The organism is Pectinatus frisingensis, assembly GCF_015732285.1.
GTDB classification, from domain to species: domain Bacteria; phylum Bacillota; class Negativicutes; order Selenomonadales; family Selenomonadaceae; genus Pectinatus; species Pectinatus frisingensis.
Genome location: NZ_WIQU01000042.1, coordinates 15,377 through 39,015 on the forward strand (window position 1 = coordinate 15,377; position 23,639 = coordinate 39,015).

General features: G+C 39.4%; 21 protein-coding genes. 18 read left to right on the plus strand and 3 right to left on the minus strand.

All coding sequences use genetic code 11. The annotated features are described in order from the left end of the window. Positions 1–20 precede the first annotated feature (20 nt). On the plus strand, positions 21–1,052 hold the full coding sequence (locus I6751_RS07335; RefSeq protein ID WP_196591087.1) for an ATP-binding protein: 1,032 nt from the start codon (positions 21–23) through the stop codon (positions 1,050–1,052). A 12-nt stretch (positions 1,053–1,064) separates the two neighbouring features. Then, positions 1,065–3,014, plus strand: a complete 1,950-nt coding sequence (locus tag I6751_RS07340) for a VWA domain-containing protein (RefSeq protein WP_196591088.1) — start codon at positions 1,065–1,067, stop codon at positions 3,012–3,014. Between the two features lie 80 nt (positions 3,015–3,094). Here the strand turns inward: I6751_RS07340 and I6751_RS07345 are convergent, their stop codons facing one another. Further along, complete coding sequence (locus I6751_RS07345) at positions 3,095–3,985, minus strand: DMT family transporter (RefSeq protein WP_196591089.1); 891 nt, start codon at positions 3,983–3,985, stop codon at positions 3,095–3,097. Positions 3,986–4,361: 376 nt separating this feature from the next. On the opposite strand from I6751_RS07345, the gene I6751_RS14030 reads away from it, so the two are divergent. The 7 genes from I6751_RS14030 (at position 4,362) to I6751_RS07375 (ending at position 10,585) form a co-directional block, all read left to right on the plus strand. Beyond that, a complete protein-coding gene (locus I6751_RS14030; protein ID WP_330998718.1) occupies positions 4,362–4,637 on the plus strand; it encodes an ATP-binding cassette domain-containing protein in 276 nt (91 codons plus the stop codon). Further along, complete coding sequence (locus I6751_RS07350) at positions 4,607–6,247, plus strand: ABC-F family ATP-binding cassette domain-containing protein (RefSeq protein WP_330998719.1); 1,641 nt, start codon at positions 4,607–4,609, stop codon at positions 6,245–6,247. Before I6751_RS14030 ends, I6751_RS07350 begins: the two co-directional genes overlap by 31 nt. Before the next feature lie 124 nt (positions 6,248–6,371). Then, positions 6,372–6,704 carry a PTS lactose/cellobiose transporter subunit IIA gene (locus tag I6751_RS07355; RefSeq protein ID WP_182188100.1) on the plus strand — a complete coding sequence of 111 codons (333 nt, stop codon included), beginning with the start codon at positions 6,372–6,374 and terminating at the stop codon, positions 6,702–6,704. Between the two features lie 87 nt (positions 6,705–6,791). Then, positions 6,792–7,460 (plus strand): ribulose-phosphate 3-epimerase, encoded by a 669-nt coding sequence (gene rpe, locus I6751_RS07360; RefSeq protein WP_182188101.1) that lies wholly within the window; start codon positions 6,792–6,794, stop codon positions 7,458–7,460. A gap of 359 nt (positions 7,461–7,819) precedes the next feature. Continuing rightward, positions 7,820–9,100, plus strand: coding sequence for a tryptophan transporter (locus tag I6751_RS07365; protein ID WP_196591091.1), 1,281 nt, complete (start codon positions 7,820–7,822; stop codon positions 9,098–9,100). Continuing rightward, complete coding sequence (locus tag I6751_RS07370; protein ID WP_196591092.1) at positions 9,094–9,903, plus strand: energy-coupling factor ABC transporter ATP-binding protein; 810 nt, start codon at positions 9,094–9,096, stop codon at positions 9,901–9,903. Before I6751_RS07365 ends, I6751_RS07370 begins: the two co-directional genes overlap by 7 nt. After that, positions 9,896–10,585 (plus strand): energy-coupling factor transporter transmembrane component T family protein, encoded by a 690-nt coding sequence (locus tag I6751_RS07375; protein ID WP_196591093.1) that lies wholly within the window; start codon positions 9,896–9,898, stop codon positions 10,583–10,585. Before I6751_RS07370 ends, I6751_RS07375 begins: the two co-directional genes overlap by 8 nt. A 13-nt stretch (positions 10,586–10,598) precedes the next feature. On the opposite strand, the gene I6751_RS07380 is transcribed toward I6751_RS07375, so the two are convergent. Together I6751_RS07380 and I6751_RS07385 are read right to left on the minus strand one after the other, a co-directional pair. Next, positions 10,599–11,492 (minus strand): hypothetical protein, encoded by an 894-nt coding sequence (locus tag I6751_RS07380; protein ID WP_196591094.1) that lies wholly within the window; start codon positions 11,490–11,492, stop codon positions 10,599–10,601. A 31-nt stretch (positions 11,493–11,523) separates the two neighbouring features. Then, positions 11,524–12,159, minus strand: coding sequence for a Fe-only nitrogenase accessory AnfO family protein (locus I6751_RS07385; protein WP_196591095.1), 636 nt, complete (start codon positions 12,157–12,159; stop codon positions 11,524–11,526). A gap of 623 nt (positions 12,160–12,782) precedes the next feature. Between I6751_RS07385 and nifH the strand changes: the two genes are divergently transcribed. From nifH to I6751_RS07430, 9 genes are all read left to right on the plus strand, one after another. Continuing rightward, positions 12,783–13,601, plus strand: coding sequence for a nitrogenase iron protein (gene nifH, locus I6751_RS07390; RefSeq protein WP_182188107.1), 819 nt, complete (start codon positions 12,783–12,785; stop codon positions 13,599–13,601). Between the two features lie 177 nt (positions 13,602–13,778). Then, on the plus strand, positions 13,779–14,114 hold the full coding sequence (locus tag I6751_RS07395; protein ID WP_182188108.1) for a P-II family nitrogen regulator: 336 nt from the start codon (positions 13,779–13,781) through the stop codon (positions 14,112–14,114). Between the two features lie 13 nt (positions 14,115–14,127). Continuing rightward, complete coding sequence (locus I6751_RS07400; RefSeq protein WP_182188109.1) at positions 14,128–14,532, plus strand: P-II family nitrogen regulator; 405 nt, start codon at positions 14,128–14,130, stop codon at positions 14,530–14,532. Between the two features lies 1 nt (position 14,533). Continuing rightward, on the plus strand, positions 14,534–16,135 hold the full coding sequence (locus tag I6751_RS07405) for a nitrogenase component I subunit alpha (protein WP_182188110.1): 1,602 nt from the start codon (positions 14,534–14,536) through the stop codon (positions 16,133–16,135). Beyond that, positions 16,128–17,492: a nitrogenase component 1 gene (locus I6751_RS07410; protein WP_196591096.1), complete on the plus strand. Its 1,365-nt coding sequence runs from the start codon at positions 16,128–16,130 to the stop codon at positions 17,490–17,492. Before I6751_RS07405 ends, I6751_RS07410 begins: the two co-directional genes overlap by 8 nt. A 330-nt stretch (positions 17,493–17,822) precedes the next feature. After that, positions 17,823–19,169, plus strand: coding sequence for a nitrogenase iron-molybdenum cofactor biosynthesis protein NifE (gene nifE / locus I6751_RS07415; protein ID WP_196591097.1), 1,347 nt, complete (start codon positions 17,823–17,825; stop codon positions 19,167–19,169). A 34-nt stretch (positions 19,170–19,203) separates the two neighbouring features. Continuing rightward, positions 19,204–21,867: a nitrogenase cofactor biosynthesis protein NifB gene (gene nifB, locus I6751_RS07420; protein WP_231037887.1), complete on the plus strand. Its 2,664-nt coding sequence runs from the start codon at positions 19,204–19,206 to the stop codon at positions 21,865–21,867. A 93-nt stretch (positions 21,868–21,960) separates the two neighbouring features. Beyond that, positions 21,961–22,917, plus strand: coding sequence for a homocitrate synthase/isopropylmalate synthase family protein (locus tag I6751_RS07425; RefSeq protein WP_196591098.1), 957 nt, complete (start codon positions 21,961–21,963; stop codon positions 22,915–22,917). Continuing rightward, the gene (locus I6751_RS07430) at positions 22,874–23,638 is read left to right on the plus strand and encodes a beta/alpha barrel domain-containing protein (protein ID WP_196591099.1); all 765 of its coding nucleotides are present in this window, start codon (positions 22,874–22,876) and stop codon (positions 23,636–23,638) included. Before I6751_RS07425 ends, I6751_RS07430 begins: the two co-directional genes overlap by 44 nt. Position 23,639: the final 1 nt, after the last annotated feature.

The window sequence follows — 23,639 nt, forward strand, 5'->3', positions numbered from 1 at the left end:
TAAAAATAGGAGGAGATTTTTTGAAAAGAAAAGCTGTTTTTCCATTTACCGCAATAGTAGGGCAGGAAGATATGAAATTGTCATTGATTCTTAATGTTATCAATCCGGCACTGGGCGGGGTATTGATAAAGGGCGAAAAAGGAACGGCAAAATCAACGGCTGTACGTGCATTGGCAGAATTGCTGCCGGCTATGGAAAGTGTTCATAACTGTCGATTCCATTGTGATCCGAATGGGATAAATTATTTATGTGATGATTGTGCAGCAGTTATTAAGGCACACAAAAAACTACCGGTAGAATCGATAAAAATGAGGGTGGTTGAATTGCCGGTAAGTGCGACTGAAGATCGTGTTGTTGGGACTTTAGATATTGAACATGCGATTAAGCATGGCGAAAAGAAATTTGAACCGGGTATTTTGGCACAGGCCAATCGCAACATATTATATGTTGATGAAATTAATTTATTGGATGATCATGTTGTCGATGTTTTGTTGGACGCTGCTGCCATGGGAATTAATACTGTTGAACGTGAAGGAGTATCATATTCACATCCGGCACGATTTGTTCTTGTAGGAACAATGAATCCTGAAGAAGGTGATATCAGGCCGCAGCTTTTAGATCGTTTTGGATTGTCTGTCATTGTAAAGGGTGAACATGAGCCTGATAAACGGGTCGAAGTAATAAAGCGACGGTTAGCCTATGAGCAGGATGCAGATATTTTTATTGCCGGCTATAGTGAGCAGCAAAACGAGCTGGCTGGTAAAATAATGCAGGCCAGACAATTATTGAATAAGATAACTGTTGACAATAAATTATTGGAGAGTGCAGCCAGACTTTCAATAGGGCTTGGAGTTGATGGACACAGAGTTGATATAACAGTAATAAAGACGGCAATTACGATAGCTGCTTTTCATAACAAAAAAGCAGTTGATCTGGATGATATCAAAGAAGCTGCCCGCTTAGTACTGCCGCATAGAATGCGCCGCAGGCCGTTTGAAGATAGCGGCTTTGATTGGAATAAAGTAGAAAATTTATTAAATGATAATGCGTAAGGGGTTTAAACGATGCTGATGCAAAATATGTATCCGTTCACTGCTATCGTCGGTCAGAAACAAATGAAAAAAGCCATGCTGGTTGCTCTTACTAATCCCAAAACCGGCGGATTGCTGATAGGCGGGCAGAAGGGAACTGCCAAAACGACCTTAGTGCGCAGCTGTAGAAAATTAATATATCCTCAGCAAATTATTGATTTACCGCTGAATGCCACAGAGGATATATTGTTTGGCAGCATAGATATTGAGGCAGCAGTAAATGAGGGTGTGCGTCGTTTTAATGCAGGCTTATTGAGCCGGGTTGATAATAATATTATGTATATAGATGAAGTTAATTTGCTCCAGCGAAGACTGCTAACAACTGTTTTTGATGTTATGGAACTTGGAACCAACAAAATAGAACGTGACGGAATATCTTATGAACATAAAGCAGAGTTCACCATTGTTGCAACGATGAATCCGGAAGAAAATACACTTCCAGCAACTTTACTTGACCGTTTTGGCATGTACGTGGATGTTGAGAGTGAAATGGATTTGTCTAACCGTGTCGCAATAATTAATCGTGAAATGGCATTTGAAAAAAACAGCGGGCGGTTTTGCAAAAAATATGCCGGCAAGACAGTAGAACTTGCCGCAAAAATTTCTAATGCCAGACATTTGGTCAAGCTGGTGCATATAAGTGATACAATGATACAATTAGCGGCACAAATGTGTGCTAAGGCTTTTTGCAGGGGACATCGTGCTGAATTTTATCTATTGGAAACCGCACGCACTTTGGCAGCATTGGATAACCGTTCCTATATTTTACCGGGAGATATGGATGAAGCTGCTGTTTTTGTTTTGGTTCACAGAACTAATACTCCGTCGCAGGAGGATAATGAAGCACAAAATGAATCTAATCAGACAGATAATAATGTAGATGAAGAGCAGGCTAGTGAACGCACTGGACAGCAGCCGCCGGCAGATAACGAAAATAGTGATGGCGATAATAAAGACGGTCAGGCATGCAGTGATGATGGCAATGCTAAAGACGAAAATGAAAATACTAACAAATCTGACAACGACGATGGTAACCAACAGCCTAATATGAACTCACCGACAGCTGATGACAAAATCACCGACATTGATAAAAACAGTTTCGTTCCGCATATGAAAGTTGAAAAGAAAATAGATCGTTTTAACCGGCATGGAACGGGCAAAAGAACCATTACAAAAACTGATTTGAAGCAAGGACGGTATGTGCGTGCGGAAATTCCTAAGAACGATATTACTGACATAGCAATCGATGCCACAATACGGGCGGCTGCACCTTATCAAAAAGTGCGCCGTAAGAATAGCAAATGTGCTTTGAAAATAAAAGAAGAAGATATAAGACAGAAAGTACGCGAAAAACGTATAGGCAGTACATTTCTATTTATCGTTGATGCCAGCGGTTCCATGGGGGCGTATGAAAGAATGCGTGCGGTTAAAGGGGCAATATTCTATATGTTGCAGGAAGCTTATCAAAAAAGAGACCGAGTGGGGATGATTGCTTTTAGGCGTCAGCAAGCCGAAGTATTGCTGCCAATAACACGAAGTGTTGATTTGGCGCAAAAATGTTTACAAGAATTACCGACAGGCGGAAAAACACCACTGGCTGACGGACTGGCAAAAGCTCTACAGATATTATCGGTGCAGGCAAAAAAAGATATGGATATGGAGCCGATAGTCATATTGGTGACAGATGGACGTGCCAATGCCGTAGAAAAAAATGACGCCGATCCCATCGGCATGGCTATGCATATGGCCGAGCAAATACAGCAGCGGCATATAGCTTCGGTAGTGATAGATACCGAAGCGGACTTCATAAAACTTGGCATAGCCAGAGATATTGCAGACGTTATGGGTGCGTTATATTATAATTTGGATGGGCTGAAAAAAGAAAATATAATAAAAATAGTACAGAATATAAGTAATTTATAAACAAAGATAATCATATGCGATAATCCCATAATCATCATATTTGTGAATATTTATACTGAAAAAAATATACTATAAAGGCATTAAGTATGTTTGCGGGTGAAGCGATTTTCTGAAATAAGCAAGCCGCTGAGTGTCAAAAGACAGCCAATGATAGTGGTGACGGATATTTTTTCATCAAGGAAGACAGCGGCGGTGGTTATAGTGATAACAGGCCCAAGATAGATGTAGGCGGTACAGTCAGTGGCACCAAGATAATCGATGGCCAGATTCCATGTGACAAAACATATGGCTGAAGCACCAATACCTAAAAATAAAATATTCAGCAGATAGTTGGTGTTGGTAAATTCAGTAAAATCAATTACAGAACCTTGGTAATAAAAAATTGGCAGCATGAATAGCAGACCATAAAAAAACATTTTGCGGGTGGCTGTGATCATATTGTAATTCATTACGGCTATCTGCTTGGTCAGTATGGAGTAGACGGCCCAGATAATGGCCGCTGCCACTGCCAATAAGTCTCCCAGTGGATTTATATGGAGGTTGAAACTGTTATTAAGGGTTATTAGAATTATACCGCTTATGGCAAGGATAAAACCGATAAAAAAAGTTTTGTGCAATCCTTCACCCGGTAAGAAAAAATGGGCGGCAATGCCTGTGAAAATCGGTGCAGTCGATACGATGATGCCGACATTGGAAGCCAAAGTGTAGGTTAAGGCGATATTTTCTAATAAGTAGTACATGGTAACACCGGTCAGACCGGCAGCAGCAAAATAAAGTTCACCTTTTTTGTCAAATTTCAATAACTCGCGCGGATAGATTATACATAAAGTGATAAAGCCCATGATAAAGCGAATAAATAGTATGTCTATCGGAGTGAAAACCTGCAGTAAGTATTTAGTGGAAACAAAAGTTGTGCTCCAAATAAGTGACGTGGAAAATGCCAATATATGGCCGGTAGGTCTGCGTTTCATTCAATTACCTCTTTTCAATGAATTTGTATAACTGTACAAAATATGTAAAGTAAACAATATTATGTTATAATTTAAATTGTATCGGTTAATATGGGTTTATGAAGATATATTGCTGAATGTTAATCATAAAATGAATAATTAGCCTGTTTTAATTCCGGTGCTTGGTTTATATCCACTTTTTGATGAATAAAAAACGGGAAGTGGTAAGCATGACGGAAAATATGGCAGTCTGTATAACAAGCAGCAGCTTTTATTAAATAACACAATGCAGATTATAATATTGTAGCACATTATTTATTAAGTGCGAAGGTGTACTTAACCGAATAAATTATTATATAACAGGATAAATTACTATATATTACAGGAAGAATGAACAATGGTTTTAACAATAGAGAATCTGGCTAAAACATATGGTGAAAAGACATTATTTACAGATGTAAACTTTTCTGTTGATAATGGAGATAAGATAGGTGTAGTTGGTGTTAATGGAACCGGTAAGTCAACGCTATTGCAGGCAATAGCCGGAATAATACCGATTGATGCTGGTGTTTTTGTCACTATGAAGAATATCAGGATCGAGTATCTACCGCAGGATAGGCAGGTTGATAGGGATAATGCTGTTTGGAAGCTTTTCGTGGAACACAGCCAATAATGCAGGTGCTTCGAGAGTATGAAGATTTATATGGAAGTATTGCGGACAGTACAGTGAAAAATCAGCAGCTGGCAAAATTATCAGAAAAAATTGATGAGCTTGACGGTTGGCAGTTGGAAAGTGATGCCAAGACAATACTGACTAAGCTTGGAATAACGGAGTTTGACAAAAAAGCCGGTAATTTGTCTGGTGGACAGCAAAAACGTCTGGCATTGGCATCTGCGCTTATTCAGCCATGTGATCTGTTGCTTTTGGATGAACCGACCAATCATTTGGATAGCGAGACCATTGTATGGTTGGAAGAGTACCTGATGAAGTTGAAATGCGCCGTTATTTTAGTAACACATGATCGGTATTTTTTGGATAATGCTGCAACGAGAATAATTGAGCTGGATAAGGGAAAATCATATGTATATGCGGGAAATTACACTTCTTTTCTGGAGCAGAAGGCAGCACGAATTGAAAGAGAAAATGCTTCGGAAGAAAAACGGCAGAATTTTTTGCGTAATGAATTGAAGTGGATGCGGCGTGGAGCTCAAGCCCGATCTACTAAACAAAAAGCCAGAATACAACGTTTTGGGACGATAAAAGAACAACAGCCTGATCTGGAACGTCCGGATGTTCAGATAGGTTTGGGTGCCAGTCGTTTGGGGCGGACTGTAATTGAAATAAATAATATTTCTTATTCGATAGATGGCAAAAATATCATCAAAAATTTCAGCTATACTATTTTGCGCAATGATCGGGTAGGTATTTTAGGACCAAATGGCATCGGTAAATCAACTTTACTGAATCTCATTGCCGGCAGACTGCAGCCGTCGGGTGGCAGCATAAAGATTGGTCAGACTGTTAAAATTGGCTATTTTACTCAAAAAAACATGGAAATGAATGAAAAACTGCGGGCTGTGGAATATATAAAAGAAGCAGCCAACTACATCACTTTGGCTGACGGCACACGAATAACAGCGGGAAAATTGATGGAAATGTTTTTATTTGATAGCGATTTGCAGTGGATGCCGATAGCCCGCCTGTCAGGTGGAGAAAAAAGACGTTTGTATTTGTTGCGGATCCTGATGGAAGCACCTAATGTGTTGTTACTTGATGAACCGACTAACGATCTGGATTTGCAGACAATGGCTGTCTTGGAAGAATTCATTGACAGATTTAACGGAGCAATAATATTTGTTTCGCATGATCGATTTTTCATCGACCGGTTGGCCGATAAAGTATTCGTTTATGAGAATAATGGACATTTACGGCAATATCCGGGCGGTTATTCTTACTATAAACAGCTTTTGCAACAAAAGAATGACCAGCAGGTCAAGACTGTTGGCAATGAAAAAAATATGGCCGGTAAAAAAGTGAAGACAGTTGATGCACATAAAAAATTTACTTATAGGGAAAAATGTGAATACGAACAGATAGAAGCAGTGATAGCACAGACAGAAGGCGCTTTACAGGCGGCACATCTGGAAATGGAAAAAAATGCGGCTGATTATGTAAAAATAAAAGAACTTAATGAATGGCAAAATGAATTGCAAATTAAGCTGGATAAGTTGATGGAACGCTGGGCTTATTTGGAAGAAATTGCGGAAGCAATGGAAAAATAATCTCACTCACATAATATCAAAAATATACAGGAATACAGACAGTATGAGGCGAATTACTTATAATAAAGTTTTGTCTGGTAATGCTGGATCAATGTAAAAATAACATATTTTGGAGGGGATCATTTTGAAAAAGAAAAAAACTTTAGATGGGGAAGATATATGCCTGAATATCATCAAGTCGGCCAATAGTGCTAAAGTTGGTTATTTGCAGGGCATTCAGTTAGCTAAACAAAAAGAATTTAAAACGGCCGTAGAAAAAATCAATGCAGCTGATGAAAATTTTAATCAGGCCCATGATATTCATACTAAGCTTTTACAATCGGAAGCTGAAGGTGGTAAAACTGGCGTTGATTTGCTTTTGGTTCATGCGGAGGACATTATGATGAACGCTGAAATGTGTAAGATATTTGCCATGGAAATTGTTGCATTGTATCTAAAAATTTCTGAAAAATCCTGATGCGGCAGTCAGGGATTATAAGGCTTGTTTTTGAGAGCAGGGTTTCACATAATGATATAAAAATATTGGTAATAAAGAGGAGAAAATATGCAAACTGTTCTATCACCTTCAATTTTATCAGCCAATTTTTCCTGTCTGGCTGATGATGTGCAGCGGCTGGAAAAAAGCGGTATAAAGGATATACATCTTGATATTATGGATGGACACTTTGTTGATAATATTACTTTTGGTGTAGGTATAATAAAATCATTGCGTCCATGCACAAAGACAAATTTTGACGCTCATTTAATGGTGACAAGACCTGATGCCCTCTTGGCAGGATTGGCTGATGCCGGTGTCAATTCTGTAACTGTACATAAGGAAGCCTGTCTGCATTTGTATCATACTTTGGAAACAATAAAAAAACTGGGTATGAACGGCGGTGTCGTACTAAATCCGGCTACCGATTATGAGTCTTTGAAGTATGTAGCGGAAGACGGACTGCTGACGAGAGTGCTTATCATGTCCGTTGAACCTGGTTTTGGCGGACAGGCTTATCTGCCGATGAGTACAAATAAAATCAAAAAATTGGCCAGATGGCGTGCCGATAATGGTTTTGATTTTGTTATTCAGGTGGATGGCGGCATAAATGTCAACAATATAAAAACAGTTATTGAAGCCGGGGCAGATGATATTGTTATTGGTTCGGCAATGTTTAAAAATCGTAAGATCGAAGAAAATGTGCAATCTTTCCGTAAATTGGTTGGTTTGTGCTAAAAACTCAATTACTGAAGAGACTGCCGTACAAACGGCATTGACCTCATGAAGATGCAGCTTTTCACCACTATGTGGTTTCCTGTTCTTTTATAGGCGGACAGGGAAATGGAATATTTGCATATTTATGAATGAAAATGCTTATGTGGGCAGTCTTTTTTTGCACCAATATTTTCAATTGAGAGTAAATACCGGATTGATTTTGATATTAGATATTAAAATATGACTGATAAGAAGTATAATGATATAGTATATAATAAATAGAATTATGTATTTATCATTGGATTCTTACAGACGGCATTGACAATAAAATATGTATAAGTGTAAAATAATATGGACTTTTATTATAAGGAAATGATTAAATGATTAAAAAAGCAATTGGCAAAAGCAGCGATTTGCGCTGGATAACAATAACTACGCTGCTTCTGGCAATCGGAGTGATACTGCGTATTATTTCACCTAATTTAGGAGGCATATCCCTCAATTGGAATATAGTTATGTATGCAACGGCTATTTTATTATGCCGGCCATCTCCGCGACAAGGTCTGGGAATCGGAATTGTTTCCGGAATAATAGCCACAATGACGTCAAAAGCTGCGTTGCCTTATGCTAACCTGATAAGCGATCCGGTAGCGGCCTTTATTTGTGCACTGCTGGTTAGGTGGTGCGTTTTTGATATAAAACTGGGTCGGCTGCAGATAGAACCTTTGGTGATAATATTCATAACTACGTTTATCAGCGGGGGTATATTTGTTACTTTGACTAAAGTAGTATTATCTTTACCGATGCCGCTTTATCTATATGCAATGCTGCCGGCGGTACTGTTGGTGGCAGCACTTGGTTCAGCTGCGGGGCAGTTGTTGTATTTTCCGGCAGCCAGGATATTCAATAATGATGGAATAAATAAAAAAGCATTTTTTCTGCAAAATATCGATCTGACAATTTCTAAAGGTGAGTTTTTTGTTTTGACCGGTGTAAATGGCAGCGGCAAGACAAGTTTGCTTTTATCGTTGGCCGGGGCAAAGCCGTCGTATCTTGGTGGATTTAAGAATTCTGATATACATATTGATGATATTGATATAGTAAAGGCCAGACCTGAAATTTTAAATAATCAGACAGGTCTGGTAATGGCTGACTACGAGGCACAGTTGGTTACTGAAACAGTAGACGATGAAATTGCATTTTCCTTGGAAAACAAAGGTATGCTGCCGCAGCAGATTATTGAAAAGCAGCATGATGTTTTAAAAAAAGTCGGCTTAGAAAATATGGGCGGCAGGAAGGTCACTTCCTTGTCGGGTGGGCAAAAGCAGCGTTTGGTAATCGCTGCCGTGCTGGCAATGGATACTCCTATACTGGCTTTGGATGAACCTGTAGCAGCTGTTGATCCGGAAGGTGCCAAGGAGATATATGATTTATTGTACCGTCTCAACAAGGAAGATGGTAAAACAATAATAGTTGCCGAACATGATTTAAAATATGTGCTGGACATTGCCTCACATATGGCGGTTATTGATAAAGGACAATTAAAATTCAGCGGTGAGAAACAGGTCTGCCTTGAATATATGTATACCAATAAAATTTATCCGGAAGTTATACCGCTGCGTTGGAAGATACGCCGGGAAATGGGGCAGGAAGTATGCTGAATTTAAAAAATGTAACCTTTTCTTATTCATCAGGCAGTAAAATATTTGATGACATCAGTATCAATATTGACACTGATGCAATAACAGCGGTGGCAGGCCGTAATGGTACGGGAAAAACAACATTGACCAGATTGATTATGGGAATAATACATCCGCAAAGTGGTGTTATTGAATTTGATGGTAAGCTTATCAGTGATAAACCGTCATACGTATTGGCAAAAAATATAGGCTATGTATTTCAAAATCCTGACCATCAGTTATTTGCCGCGACTGTTTACGATGAAGCAGCTTATGCACCGATGCAGCTTGGAATGGAAACAAAGCAGATACGAGAATGTGTTGATGGTGCTCTTGCGGCCACCGGATTGTCAGAAAAAGCGCACCTCATGCCGCAAACCTTGTCACTGGGTGACAAGCAGCGTTTATCAATAGCTTCGGCACTGGCAGCCAAGCCACGGATATTGATACTTGACGAACCCACCTCGGGACAGGATTGCCGGGAACGTACAGTGCTCTTGCGCCTGATGCGGAAATTAAACAGTACTGGCCTGGGAATAATTTTAGTCACACATGATATGGATATCTTAGCGGAACACGCTGATAAGATGATAGTACTGGCTGATAAAAAAATAGCATATGCGGGGACACCGCGGCAACTGTTTGCCGATGAAGAAAAGACTGTAAAGCTGGGGCTGGAGTTACCGGAAGCAGCTGTTATCGCAGCGGAAATGGGATTGGAACTTTGTCTTACACCTGCTGAGCTATATGGAAAAATGGCTGTATGGAGGGAGAAGAATGCCTGAAGAAAAAAATAACACAGATTTTGCTCCATTGACAAAATTATTCATGGCAATTACAGCATCTGTGGCAGCTTTATGCACTATTAATTTATATGCTTTAGCAATTTTGGCGGGACTTGAGATGATAGCAGCGGCAGTAATGGATGGCGGCAGGGTACTTTGGAAGGGTATTAGTATCTTAGCTGTTTTTGCAGTGATTTTGGCTGGGATTCAACTGCTTTTTATCACACCATTATTTTTGTCTGTCGGTTCGGCGTATAAGATGTTTATAATGGCAGTATCACTTTTTATACTGGTGGCTACAACACCGACACAGGCAATAACAGCGGCACTTGTCAAACAGTGCCGCTTACCGTATGATTATGCTTTTATGATAACGGCGGTTTTGCGTTTTGTACCGGATTTGCTGAAGGAAAGCAAAGAAGTACGAGAAGCGCAATCCTGTCGAGGATTCCATCCTTCGAGAGATCCATTGCGCCGTATCATTGATTATATGATGATTATAAAACCTATGGTGTTTAAAGCGATATCGCGCAGTGAAAATATGGCGATAAGCTTGACTCTGCGAGGATTTTCCGGTAAAAACAAACGAACCTTTATGGCAGCAACAAAGCTTTGCGGCAGCGATTATATAATTATGCTGGTAAATTTATTTATTTGTATTGCCGTAGTCAAATATTTTTGATTGTTGGATCGTTTTACATATTGTTTATAATAAATTGGCAGCTATGCAGCGGAAAAGTAAATTTTTCCGCTGTATTTTTTTCTATGGTAATTGTATTGATTGAAAAATTTACTGTCAGCGGTAAAGTCAGCAGTGCGTTTTCGTTAAGTGGATTGGGTATGCGGTCGGGGACGAAACTATGCCGGCAGTTGTCGGAATCGATAATGTTTATAATATCGATTGTCTTTAGCTGCTGAAGAGCACCGCTTTCAGTGAAAATCAATGAACCGCTGTCGGCACTGAGGCCAATGCTGTTGGGATCGCAACAGGTTAAGTGACCGATTGGTGTTAGTAATTTTTGCGCCGAAGCTGGTTCGGCAGAACACAGCTGGCCGTCTTTATATAGCGAAAAACCACATTTGATTTTTAAGTGTCCGACTGGTGTGTTTATGGTAATGCGCTCAGTCGACTGTAAGGTAAGACTTTTTAAGTGACCATTTTTATAAAAATGAAAACACATGGGGCGGGTGGTGAAAGTACCCACAGATAAAGGAAAAGTCATTTTACCGAGTAAATTTATTTCGCGGTCTTCACTCCAATAGGCACTTATTTTACCATTGAGAGGGAAAACGCGGCACAATCCACCATCGGGGTAAAAGGTAATCAGCTCTGCGGCAGTGAGGCCAAGCGGTGTATTTATTGATACTTGTTTTTCCAGATAGACAGACTTTAGAGTGCCATCAGGATAAAATTTTATCGATGGAGATAGTTTGCGGCGTTCATTTTCAGTGTAATAGGGCAGCAAAGTCAAATTATTCAGGCGTATAATACTCTTATTTTGGCATATACATTCCGCAACATGACCATTTTTATGGTAAGCAATATTGCGGCAGTTGTATAATCTGCCATAGTTCGTATCTATATCCATATATACAATCCTTTCATAAATATTTCCGATATCAGTATGAGTGTGAATAATCGGAGCATTTTTTGCTGATAGAGACGAGCAGGGAGGTACCGCTGCTGCGTGTTGTTATTACTAGTTTTTCTGCATATTCAGCTGTATTTAACCAGGCCGGGATATGTGAACAGACAAGGTCCAGTTGTATAAATGGTGTGTTATTAAGGAAAGAGCGCAGAGCTTTTTTTGAAGAAATATCAGGATGTGCGTGTTGTAGTTTTATCAAATCAAGATAATAGATACCATTGGCTGTTTCCACCGGTGAAGTCGGTACAGCCGCACCGGCATTGATATTATGCAGATTATTATAAAGATCATTTATGATTTTGTCGAGCATGGCAGCATCAAGCGATTCTATTTCAAAAATCGCAAAACGCATGCGGTCGAGTACATTGTAGATAAGTCCATTTACTGCGGCAGAAGCGATAATTTTGCAATCATCCAGTTTTAAGATCAGATTGCGGGTCTTGTCTCGTATTTCCTGCGCAGTTTTTATACCTGAAAAAGCGAAAGGAAATTTTTTGCGTATTTCCCAATGATTATTGTTGTATTCAAAAATAATCATATGGGTCAAACCAATAAAATCCGTGAGCTGGTCATTGTCATCACAGGTTACAGCAATTTTTTTGTCCATGATAAGTTCTCCTTATACCGTTTTGTTTCTATGAATAATGGTAATAACAGCGGCAAAAAAAGTCAATAGAGGTTGATTTTACAGCGTTTATGATAAAAATGACAATTACTTTATTTACCTAAAAAATGTTTGGTATTTATTATTAAAAGAAATTTTTTATAGGAATATATAAGTGTTTGTTAAGAAAAAAATTTAATTTTAAAAAATTGTTTTCAGTAAGGAAAATCAGTACAAAAAAATACATAAAATTTTAATAAAAATTTACTTAAAAATAGTAATTTAAAAAGTTAAAATTAAGTATGACAGTATATTAAAATATAAGCAAAATGTGTCGAGAGATTTAAAATGAAGGGTATAAAAAATATTTATAAAGAATTTTCAGAAAAATATTCAGAATATGACTCGGGCACAGTCTATTGACAAGCTGAAAATGATGATTTATAGTTACAGCATCAACAAAACTTAACATATTTACAAATGATTGCACTGCAATTGTTTGTAGAGGACAAAGAAGTCCTGTCACAAGATGAAATGTGGCAGGCTTTTATTTTTCAATAATGTTATCAGAAATTGTTGATAGGAAAATTATTATTTATAATATTTGTACATTGGAGGGTTTTCTCATGAGACAGGTTGCTATTTATGGTAAAGGCGGAATTGGTAAATCAACAACTACACAAAATCTCAATGCAGGTTTGGGTGAAATGGGTAAAAAAATCATGATAGTCGGCTGTGACCCTAAAGCCGATTCAACACGGTTGATTTTAGGCGGCCTGGCTCAGCAAACAGTGCTTGATACACTGCGTGAGGAAGGTGACGACGTTGATCTGGATATGGTTTTAAAAGAAGGCTTTGAAGGCATAAAATGTGTGGAATCAGGCGGACCAGAACCAGGTGTTGGCTGTGCCGGCCGCGGCATAATAACTTCAATAAATCTTTTAGAACAGCTGGGAGCGTATGAGGAAGATTTGGATTATGTTTTTTATGATGTATTAGGAGATGTTGTCTGTGGTGGTTTTGCCATGCCGATACGTGAAGGAAAAGCTAAGGAAATATACATTGTTTGTTCGGGTGAAATGATGGCACTGTATGCAGCAAACAACATTTCCAAAGGTATAAAAAAATATGCTGAAACGGGTGGTGTACGCTTAGGCGGTCTTATCTGCAACAGTCGTAAAGTTGATGGAGAAGCTGAGTTGGTAGAAGCTGTTGCTAAGGAATTGGGAACACAGATGATTCATTTTGTACCGCGTGATAACATGGTACAGCGAGCTGAAATCAATCGTCAGACAGTTATTCAATTTGATCCCTCCTGTGGACAGGCTGATGAATATCGTACTTTGGCCAATAAAATAGATGGCAATGATATGTTTATCATTCCTAAGCCTTTGACTCAGGATCGTTTGGAACAGCTGCTGATGGAACATGGACTGGATACCTGAGCAATTTAATACGATATAATGGCGACCAATGCAAAAAGGGACTGTCGCATGGATGACATTGATTTCATAAAGATGCAATCCACTGTACTATGCAGGTTTCCCTCCTCTAAGGACGGGGAGGAAAATGGAATATTGCATATTATGTGCGACAGTCCTTTTGAAATAGGAGGAACAAAAATGAGTGATTTATTAATGATTCGTGCAGTAGTCCGCCCGGAAAAGTCGGCTGATGTACTTGCAGAACTCTTGGATGCCGGTTATGTGGGGGTAACCAAAGAGGAAGTATACGGCCGCGGCCGGCAAAAAGGGATAGTAGTTGGTGAAGTGCATTATGATGAACTGCCGAAAGAATTGCTGATAATTATTGCTGAAGCTGCGGATAAAGAAGATATAGTGCGTATCATTATGAAAAATGCCCGTACCGGTGAGAATGGCAATTTCGGTGATGGCCGTATTTTTATAAATAAAGTTGAAGAAGCTTATACAATAAGTTCCGGCAAAGCCGGTCTGTAGGGAGGTTCGAATAATGAAAGAAATAATGGCGTTCCTGCGGATGAATAGGATAAATGATACTAAGGCGGCTTTGGCAAAGGCCGGATATCCTTCTTTTACAGTGTCAAAGGCAGTGGGGCGCGGCAAAAAACCATTGGCGACGGAAGCAATAAATGTAATAGTTGAAAATGCCGGAGAGGTACCGGCCAATGCCATTGGAGTGCATCTTTCCGAAGGTACACGGCTAGTTCCGCGTCGTTCGTTTTCTTTAATCGTCGATGATTCACAAGTGGAACTCGCTGTAAATACAATAATTACCATTAATCAGACCGGACAGCCAGGTGATGGTAAAATTTTTGTAATGCCTGTTACAGGTGGTTACAATATTAGAACAGGCCAATATCAAGAAGTTGAAATGCTGCAGTTAGGAGAGGATTGAAATGGACGCACGTGAAGCTGTTTTAGATAAATATTCCGGTCGTGTATTCAAGAATAGAAAAGATCATATCATTGAATTAGATGAGGCCGGTATACCAAAAGAAATAGCAGCCAACAGTCGTTCTGTTCCGGGACTTATGATCAACCGGGGCTGCTGCTATGCAGGTTGTAAAGGAGTTGTATTGGGACCTTTGCGTGATACGGTGGTGATAACACATGGTCCTATTGGCTGCGGATATTATACGTGGGGGACAAGGCGCAATAAGGCAGATGCTCCGGATGGCCGCAATTTCATTCAATATAGTTTTTCAACCGACGTGCAGGAAACGGATATAGTTTTTGGTGGTATGAAAAAACTTCATCAAGCGATAAAAGAAGCTGTGGAAATATTTCATCCTCGTGCCGTTATGATTTGTTCAACTTGTCCGATAGGACTTATTGGTGATGATACCAAAGCGGTGGCCGCTGAAGTAGAAAAAGAGTTTGGCATTACCTGCATTGCTTATAGTTGTGAAGGATATAAAGGCGTAAGTCAATCAGCTGGACACCATATTGCCAACAACGGTCTGATGCAAAGGGTAATCGGTTCAGCAAATGATGAAGTGAAGGAAAAAGCTTTTCGTATAAATATATTGGGTGAGTATAATATTGGCGGTGATGGCTGGGAACAGGAACGCCTGCTGAAAAAAATCGGCTATGAAGTGGTTGCTGTATTGACCGGTGATGGTTCTTTTGAAGCTCTTACCCACGCCCACACAGCTAATTTGAATTTGGTGCAATGTCATCGTTCTATAAATTACATCGCAGAAATGATGAAAACTAAATATAATATTGACTGGATAAAAGTTAATTTTATCGGTATTGATGAAACAATCAGGACCTTGCGGGAAATAGCCGATTATTTTGATAATGACGAAATAAAAAAACGCACCGAAGAGGTAATTGGTGAGGAACTTGAATCTATAGCCGAAGAAAGAAAATTTTATCGGTCAAAATTAGAAGGTAAAACAGCCGGTGTTTTTGTCGGTGGTTCACGTTCACATCATTATCAAAATGTGCTGAAGGATTTTGGTGTCAAAACTGTCATAGCCGGCTACGAATTTGCGCATCGTGATGATTATGAAGGTCGTGAAGTCCTTCCCAATATAAAACTTGATGCCGACAGTAAAAACATTGAGACGATAACTGTACAGCCTGATAAAGAATTTTATCATGTGGCATTGGATAAAGAAAGATTTGAAGAATTGCGCAGACAAAATGTCGAACTTGAATATTATAAGGGTATGTTTAAAGATATGGGAGACGGAACTATAACTGTTGATGATTTTAATCATTATGAAACAGAGAAAGTGCTGGATATATTTAAACCTGATATTTTTTACTCTGGAATAAAAGATAAATATATGATACAGAAAAAGGGATTTCCTTCTAATCAGTTACATTCCTATGACTACAGCGGACCTTATGCCTGTTTTAAAGGTGCGATAACATTTGCCAGAAATACGTATTTGAGTATTTATGCACCAGCTTGGAAAATGATTGTACCGCCTTGGCGGACAAAACCAACTTTAGAAGGTACGATGGGAGATGAAAATTATGCTTGATATGACACCAAAAAAATTGGCAGTCAGAAAAGCACTGAGGATAAATCCGGCTAAAACCTGCCAGCCGGTGGGTGCAATGTATGCCGCACTGGGAGTGCATCGCTGTATGCCGCACAGTCATGGTTCACAAGGCTGTTGTTCATATCATCGGACCTTTCTCGCACGTCATTTTAAAGAACCGGCTATTGCCACGACAAGTTCCTTTTCGGAAGGTGCTTGCGTATTTGGTGGCGGCAGTAACTTGAAAAAAGCGGTAAAAAATATCTTTGATATATATAATCCGGATATTATTGCCGTGCATACCACCTGTCTCAGTGAAACTATCGGTGATGATCTTAATACACTTATTCAGCAGCTTGATATACCGGCAGGGAAAATAGTTGTTCATACTAACACGCCCAGTTATGTCGGGTCACATATCAATGGCTTTGCCAATATGATGAGTGGTTTTATAAAGTATCTCAGCGAAAAAAATGCTGTACCAAACGGGAAAATAGGCATTTTCCCCGGTTTTGTCAATCCGGGTGATATGCATGAATTAAAAAGAATAGCTAAACTGCTCGGTGTCAAGTATATAATGTTCCCCGATACTGACGGAACAATGAACTCTGCACTTACCGGGCACTATGAAATGTATCCTAAGGGCGGGACGACAATACAGGAAATACGTGAATTGGGCGGTGCACAGCATGTTTTGGCTTTGGGCGAAATAACCAGCTGTACACCGGCCATGGATCTCAAGCGGAAATGCGGTGTGGATTTTACAGCATTGCCGCTGCCGATTGGTGTGGAAGCCACTGATAGATATATTATGGCTTTGTCGCATTTGAGCAGACGGGAAGTACCAGCGGAAATTGAAGAAGAACGAGGTCAGCTTCTTGACATCATGATAGATTCACATGCTTATTATGGTGATAAAAGAGTGGCCATCGCCGGAGATCCTGATACGGTTCTGGGATTGGCGGCATTTTGCTTGGAATTGGGCATGAAACCGCGTTATATGATAACCGGAACACCTGATGAAAAGTTTAGCAAAAAAGCCAAAGAACTTCTTTTGAAATACGGTGTGACTGATTGCATTGCCAAAGCTAATACGGATCTGTTTGAACTGCATCAGCTGATGAAAAATAAACCGGTGGACTTATTGATCGGCGGCACGCACTGTAAGTATATTGCCCGTGCAGAAGATGTACCGTTTGTCAGAGCCGGGTTTCCCATACTGGATCGTTATGTTCATCCCTATATGCCGCTTGTCGGTTATCGGGGAGCCATGCGGTTGATTGAACTCATTTGCAATACGTTGCTTGATCGTCAGGATCGTGATGCAGCTGATAAAGATTTTGAGTTGGTAATGTAGATGAGAATAATCAAAGCATTATTAAAAAGTTTCAAAAACAATAAAAAATATAATGCATAGAACAGAATTATTTATTTTTATTATCTTTATAGACAGACAATATATATAACACATATTATATAATTATTGCTTATTTTATTAAATATAGACTATTGTATTCTTGTAAAGTTTTGTGTATAATAAATAAAAATGAATAATAATTATAAAGAGCTTGCCGATAGCCCTCTAATACAATGATGTATTGATGTATTAGGGGGTTTTCTGTTTTTTAGCAAAAACTGAAACAAGCTGGGTAAAAATGTACTGTGCAGTGAGGGGAAGGTGCAGGTTATGGGTGAAGAAATCTTAGAAGTGCGTAAAAAATCGATAATGGTAAAAACTCTTGGCTGCAGCAGTACCGGAATAGAATGTGATAAAGCCAGTGTGTCGGGGTCTGTGAGTCAAAGGGCCTGTGTTTACTGTGGTGCCCGTGTTGTACTGAATCCGATAACAGATGCTTTTCATATAGTCCATGGACCGATTGGCTGTGCCAGCTATACTTGGGATATACGTGGCAGTTTATCCAGTGGCAGTGATTTGTATCGTAATAGTTTTTCCACTGATTTACGGGAAAAAGATATAATTTTCGGCGGTGCCGCTAAATTAACAGCGGCAATTGATGAAGTGGTACAAAAATATCAGGCTAAGTTGATTTTTGTCTATGCAACCTGCATTGTCGGAGTTATTGGTGATGATGTTGAGGCTGTCTGCACAGCGGCCGAAAAAAAATATAAAATACGGGTCATAGCGGTAAAGGCACCCGGCTTTTCCGGAACAAAGCGGCAGGGATATAAACTGGCCTGCGATGCCATGATGCGCTTGATTCGGCCATATCAATTATCGAAAGATACATTGCATCATGGGGTAAATATACTTGGTGATTTTAATCTTGCCGGAGAAATTTGGTTGATAAAGAATTATTTTAAAAAAATTGGAATAGAAGTGATATCAACTTTTACCGGTGATGCTTCATATGAAAAACTAATAAAAGCACCATCAGCGGCATTGAATATTGTACAGTGTGCCGGTTCATCAATGTACCTGGCCAAGCTGATGGAAGAGGAGTTTGGTATCCCATATATGAAAGTGAGCTTCTTTGGCATTGAGGACACCAGTGCATCAATTATGCGGGTGGCACAAATGCTTGGTGATGCCGGTGTGGTAGAAAAAGCAGTGAATTTGACCAAGCGGGAAAGCTGCCGCTTGAGAAGTTTCATGGAAAAATACCGACCATATCTGGCCGGGAAAAAGGCAGCTATATATGTCGGCGGCGGGTTTAAGGCTATTTCTTTAATAAGGCAGTTTAATGAGATGGGAATCGAAACGGTAGTTGTCGGCACACAAACCGGTAAAAAAGATGAATATGAAGTTATCCAGAGTATTGTCAATGATGATACGGTAATCTTGGATGATGCCAATCCGGCTGAACTGGAATTTTTTATGAAACAAAAAAAAGCGGATATATTGGTAGGCGGTGTGAAAGAAAGACCATTAGCTTACAAATTGGGTATTGCCTTTTGTGACCATAACCATGAAAGAAAACATGCACTTGGTGGTTATGAAGGTGTGGAAAATTTTACCAAAGAGATAAATTTGAGTATAAACAGTCCTGTTTGGGAGTGTATGACAGCAATTTAATATCAGTGGTTTTTCAAAGAAGGGAAGAACAGTTATGGAAAATGCCGTCAATTTAAATGTAAATCCATGTAAAATGTGCGTCCCGTTGGGTTCAGTGACAGCTTTGTACGGCATTGCCCGCTGTATGTCTATTCTGCATGGCTCGCAGGGATGCAGCACATATATAAGACGTCATATGGCAACCCATTATAATGAACCGGTGGATATTGCCTCGTCTTCATTAACGGAAGAAGGCACGGTTTTTGGTGGAGAAAAAAATCTTTTATCAGGATTGGAAAATCTTATCAGGCTTTATTCCCCGGAAGTAATTGGTGTCTCTACGACTTGCCTGGCAGAGACCATTGGGGAAGATATTCCGGGAATAATAAAAAAATTTTATGAACTGCATCCGGAATGTACTGCTGAAATAATTCCCGTTTCCTCACCCAGTTATGCAGGGACACATTTTGATGGATTTTTTCGGGCAACAAGAGCAGTTGTGGAAAATGTGTCAATGGATATTAGGAAAAATAATAAGGTGAATATCGTGACCGGTATGATTTCACCGGCAGATACCAGATACTTGAAACATTTACTGAATATGATGCAGATTGATTATATACTGCTGCCGGATATATCAGATAATCTTGATGGAGTTCATGTGGAGAAGTATGATCGTTTACCAAAAGGAGGAACATCACTCAGTGATATAAAAAAGATGGCTGGTGCTAAATACACTATTGAATTGTCAACTTTTAACAATGACGATTTTTCACCGGCTGTTTATTTGCAGCAGCAATATGGAGTTCCTTATTGCCGATTGGATTTGCCGATTGGGATAAAGGCCACGGATGCATTGATAAATAAGTTAAAAGAATTGGGCGGTATGATACCTGAAGAGTTGCAAAAAGAGAGGGGACGCTGTCTGGATGCCATGATTGATTCCCACAAATATAATGCCATGGGTAAAGCTGCAATATTTGGTGAACCCGATATTGTTGCGGGAGTAGTCAATATCTGCTGTGAGAATGGCGTTATACCGGTCGTTTGTGCAACCGGTTCAGTGTGCCATGCCTTTGATAAAAAACTGCGTGAGAAAGTAGAAAAAACTGCTAAAGTGCAATTTGTAGAGAAAATAAGGATTAAAGATGATGCTGATTTTACAGAAATAGAAAATTGTGTGATTGAGTGTGAAGCAAATATAATGATTGGCAGTGGTGACGGATATCGTATTGAAGAACGTACTGATATACCGCTCCTACGCTGTACATTCCCGATACATGACCGGGTAGGAGGACAAAGAGTACGTTTGCTGGGATATGATGGTGCCATGCGGATGCTGGACAATATTGCTAACACACTCTTAGCAAAACTGGAAGGATCGTATCGCCAAAATTTATATGACAAATATTTTCGGCCGGAAAATGAAAGTACGACTGTTAAATTATCAGCAGACAATATTGTTGACATAAATCAACGTCAGGTATTGAAAGAAAAAACATTGCGTCATCCTTGCTATACCTGCGGCAGTGGTCAGTATGCCCGCATTCATCTGCCGATTGCTCCTAAGTGCAATATTCAATGCAATTACTGCATCAGAAAATATGACTGCCCTAATGAAAGTCGTCCGGGAGTTACTACGGAGATATTGTCACCACAAGAAGCCTTTGAAAAATATATGCTGGTTAAAAAACGTTTGCCTAACCTCACAGTAGCAGGCATTGCCGGACCCGGTGATGCTTTGGCCAATTTTGAGCAGACCCGGCAGACCTTGTATCTGATAAGACAAGCCGATCCGACGGTGACTTTTTGTCTTTCCACCAATGGGCTTATGCTGCCGCAATATGCTCAGGAGATAATTGACCTTGGTGTAACTCATGTAACAGTGACACTTAATGCCGTTGATCCTGAAATCGGTGCCAAAATATATAAGCATATAGATTACATGGGGCAGCGCTACACCGGGATAAGCGGTGCCGGCATATTACTCGGCAACCAGCTCAATGGCATACGTTATCTCACCAGACATGGGGTAATATGCAAAATTAATATTGTCATGCTTAAAGGAATCAATGAAGAACATATTGTTGCCGTGGTAAAAAAAGCAAAAGAACTCGGTTGCGAAATCACTAATATAATGCAATTGATACCGGTTAAAGGCAGTGCTTTTGAAAACATGCCACTTGTTTCTAATAAGGAAATAATGGATATGCGGAAAAAATGCGGGCTGTATATGAAGCAAATGTATCATTGCAGGCAATGTCGTGCCGATGCTATTGGAACATTGGGAAATGACCTTTCTATTGAATATAGAAATATCAGTGCTGCAAAGGAGAAGCCAGCGAGAAACAGCCCATATCGTTTTGCGGCAGCTAGTAAAAGTGGTATGATCATTGACTGCCACTTTGGGCAGACAGAAGAATTTTATATATATGAAAGTGATGGCATTGATTTGCGTTTTATTGAAAAACGTAATGTTGAAAAATATTGTCTAGGTAAGGAAAACTGTGGTAACAAAACTGACAAAATAGAAAAAATAATAATTACAATAAAAGATTGTACAGCAGTTATTGCCCTGCGTATTGGTGAAGTACCGCGGCAACGGCTTAAGAATGTTGGTATAGAAGTGATAACAACTTATGATCGTATTGAAAATGCTGTAAAAAAAGCGGCGGAATCAAAAAATGCAGCTAATGAAGTTTGGAATACAGCATTGTGATTGTCGGCCATCCGGCAGCGGCAGGTTTTGCTGATAATTTATTTTAGGCAACAGATGCCGTTGATCGGATGATTGATTTTAAGGAGGAGCAACATGATAGTGGATGCTACTTTATGCTATATGGAAACGTCAACAGCAAAACAGCAGTATATGATGCTTATGGCTCTCACCCGACTGCCGATTGATGCCATAGAAATGACTGTAGTAGTATACAATAATATTGTTAGAATGAAATTGCCCCGGCAAAAATATATTTTACGGGTAAAGAATAAATATGATATAGAAAATTATCCCGGCTTTCATTACTACGTGAAGTCGATTAATATAGATAAAGATTCTGATAAAAAATGGATAGAACAGGTTATGTATGATACATCGGGCAGAGCTGCAGCAAGACGTATTATTGTTATTGATGAAGTGTCAGTAATTAACATGTGTGAACAGTTTTGCACATGGATAAGAAATGGAAAACTTTACTTGGAACCGCTTAACTATATCGAGCAGGCGACAGCATTGGCATATACGTGGTTGAAATGCGGGGGGAATTCAGTTATTACTGCTTTTTGCGGTCTTGGCAACCATGCACCTTTAGAGGAAGTGCTGATGACACTTCATGTAACGGGGATAAAAAGACTTATAAAGCCACTTAATTTCAGTGAATTGAAAAAGGCGGCAGGAAATATTGCGATATCACCGGTTAAACCAGTTGTGGGGGCAGAAATATTTGCAGTGGAATCAGGAATACATGTTGATGGAATAAAAAAAAATCCCCAGTTATATGAACCATATCCACCTGAATTAGTGAATGCCAGTCGTCGTATTGTTCTGGGTGATATGTCTGGTAAAAGTTCTATTGAGGCTAAATTAAAAGAGTATAATTTGGTCTGTGGCAAAATTGATACAGTGAAAATTCTTGAGATTGTAAAACAAAAATCACATGATTTGCACAGAGCAATAACTGATGAGGAGTTTTGTAATTTAGTGAAAATGATAGGATGTGCTGGCAGTGCAGAAAAAAAAATTTCATATAGTAGATACAACACTGCGTGACGGAGCTCAAAGTCCGTTGGTTATGTTTGATTCGAGAGAAAAAATTGCTATAGCTGAGATGCTGGATGATAAAAATATTTATCAGATAGAAGCAGGTATTCCCATAATGGGTAAAGATGAACTGGCAATCATCAGCAAAATAAAAAAAAGCTGTTTCCATGCAAAAATCTCTACATGGAACAGATTGAATAAAAATGATCTTATAGCAGCGGCAGATTGTGAGGCGGATATTGTACACATAAGCGTGCCGGTATCACAACGGCAGATTTATGAGAAGCTGCAAAAAGATGTAAAGTGGCTGCTGGCACAGTTGGAAGATGTATTGGCATTTGCTGCCAGCTATTTTACCGAGATAACTATCGGTATGGAAGATGCTTCAAGAGCAGATATGAAATTGATGCTGACTGTAATAGAAAAAGTAAAACAATTTGCAGTGAGGAGAGTGCGGTTTGCCGATACTGTAGGAATTATGACACCAAGTGCAGTTTATGAGCAGATACGTGAAATAAAAGAAAAGACAGCAATACAGATAGAATTTCACGCTCATAATGATCTGGGTATGGCTGTGGCAAATTCTATTGCTGCTGTACAAGCAGGTGCAGATTTTATCGACACTACTGTACAGGGAATAGGGGAACGTTGCGGCAATTGTGATATGGAGAAATTTTTGTCCGCCGCGGCAATAATATTTGGCAGTGATAATAGGAGAGGATTAATGTGAA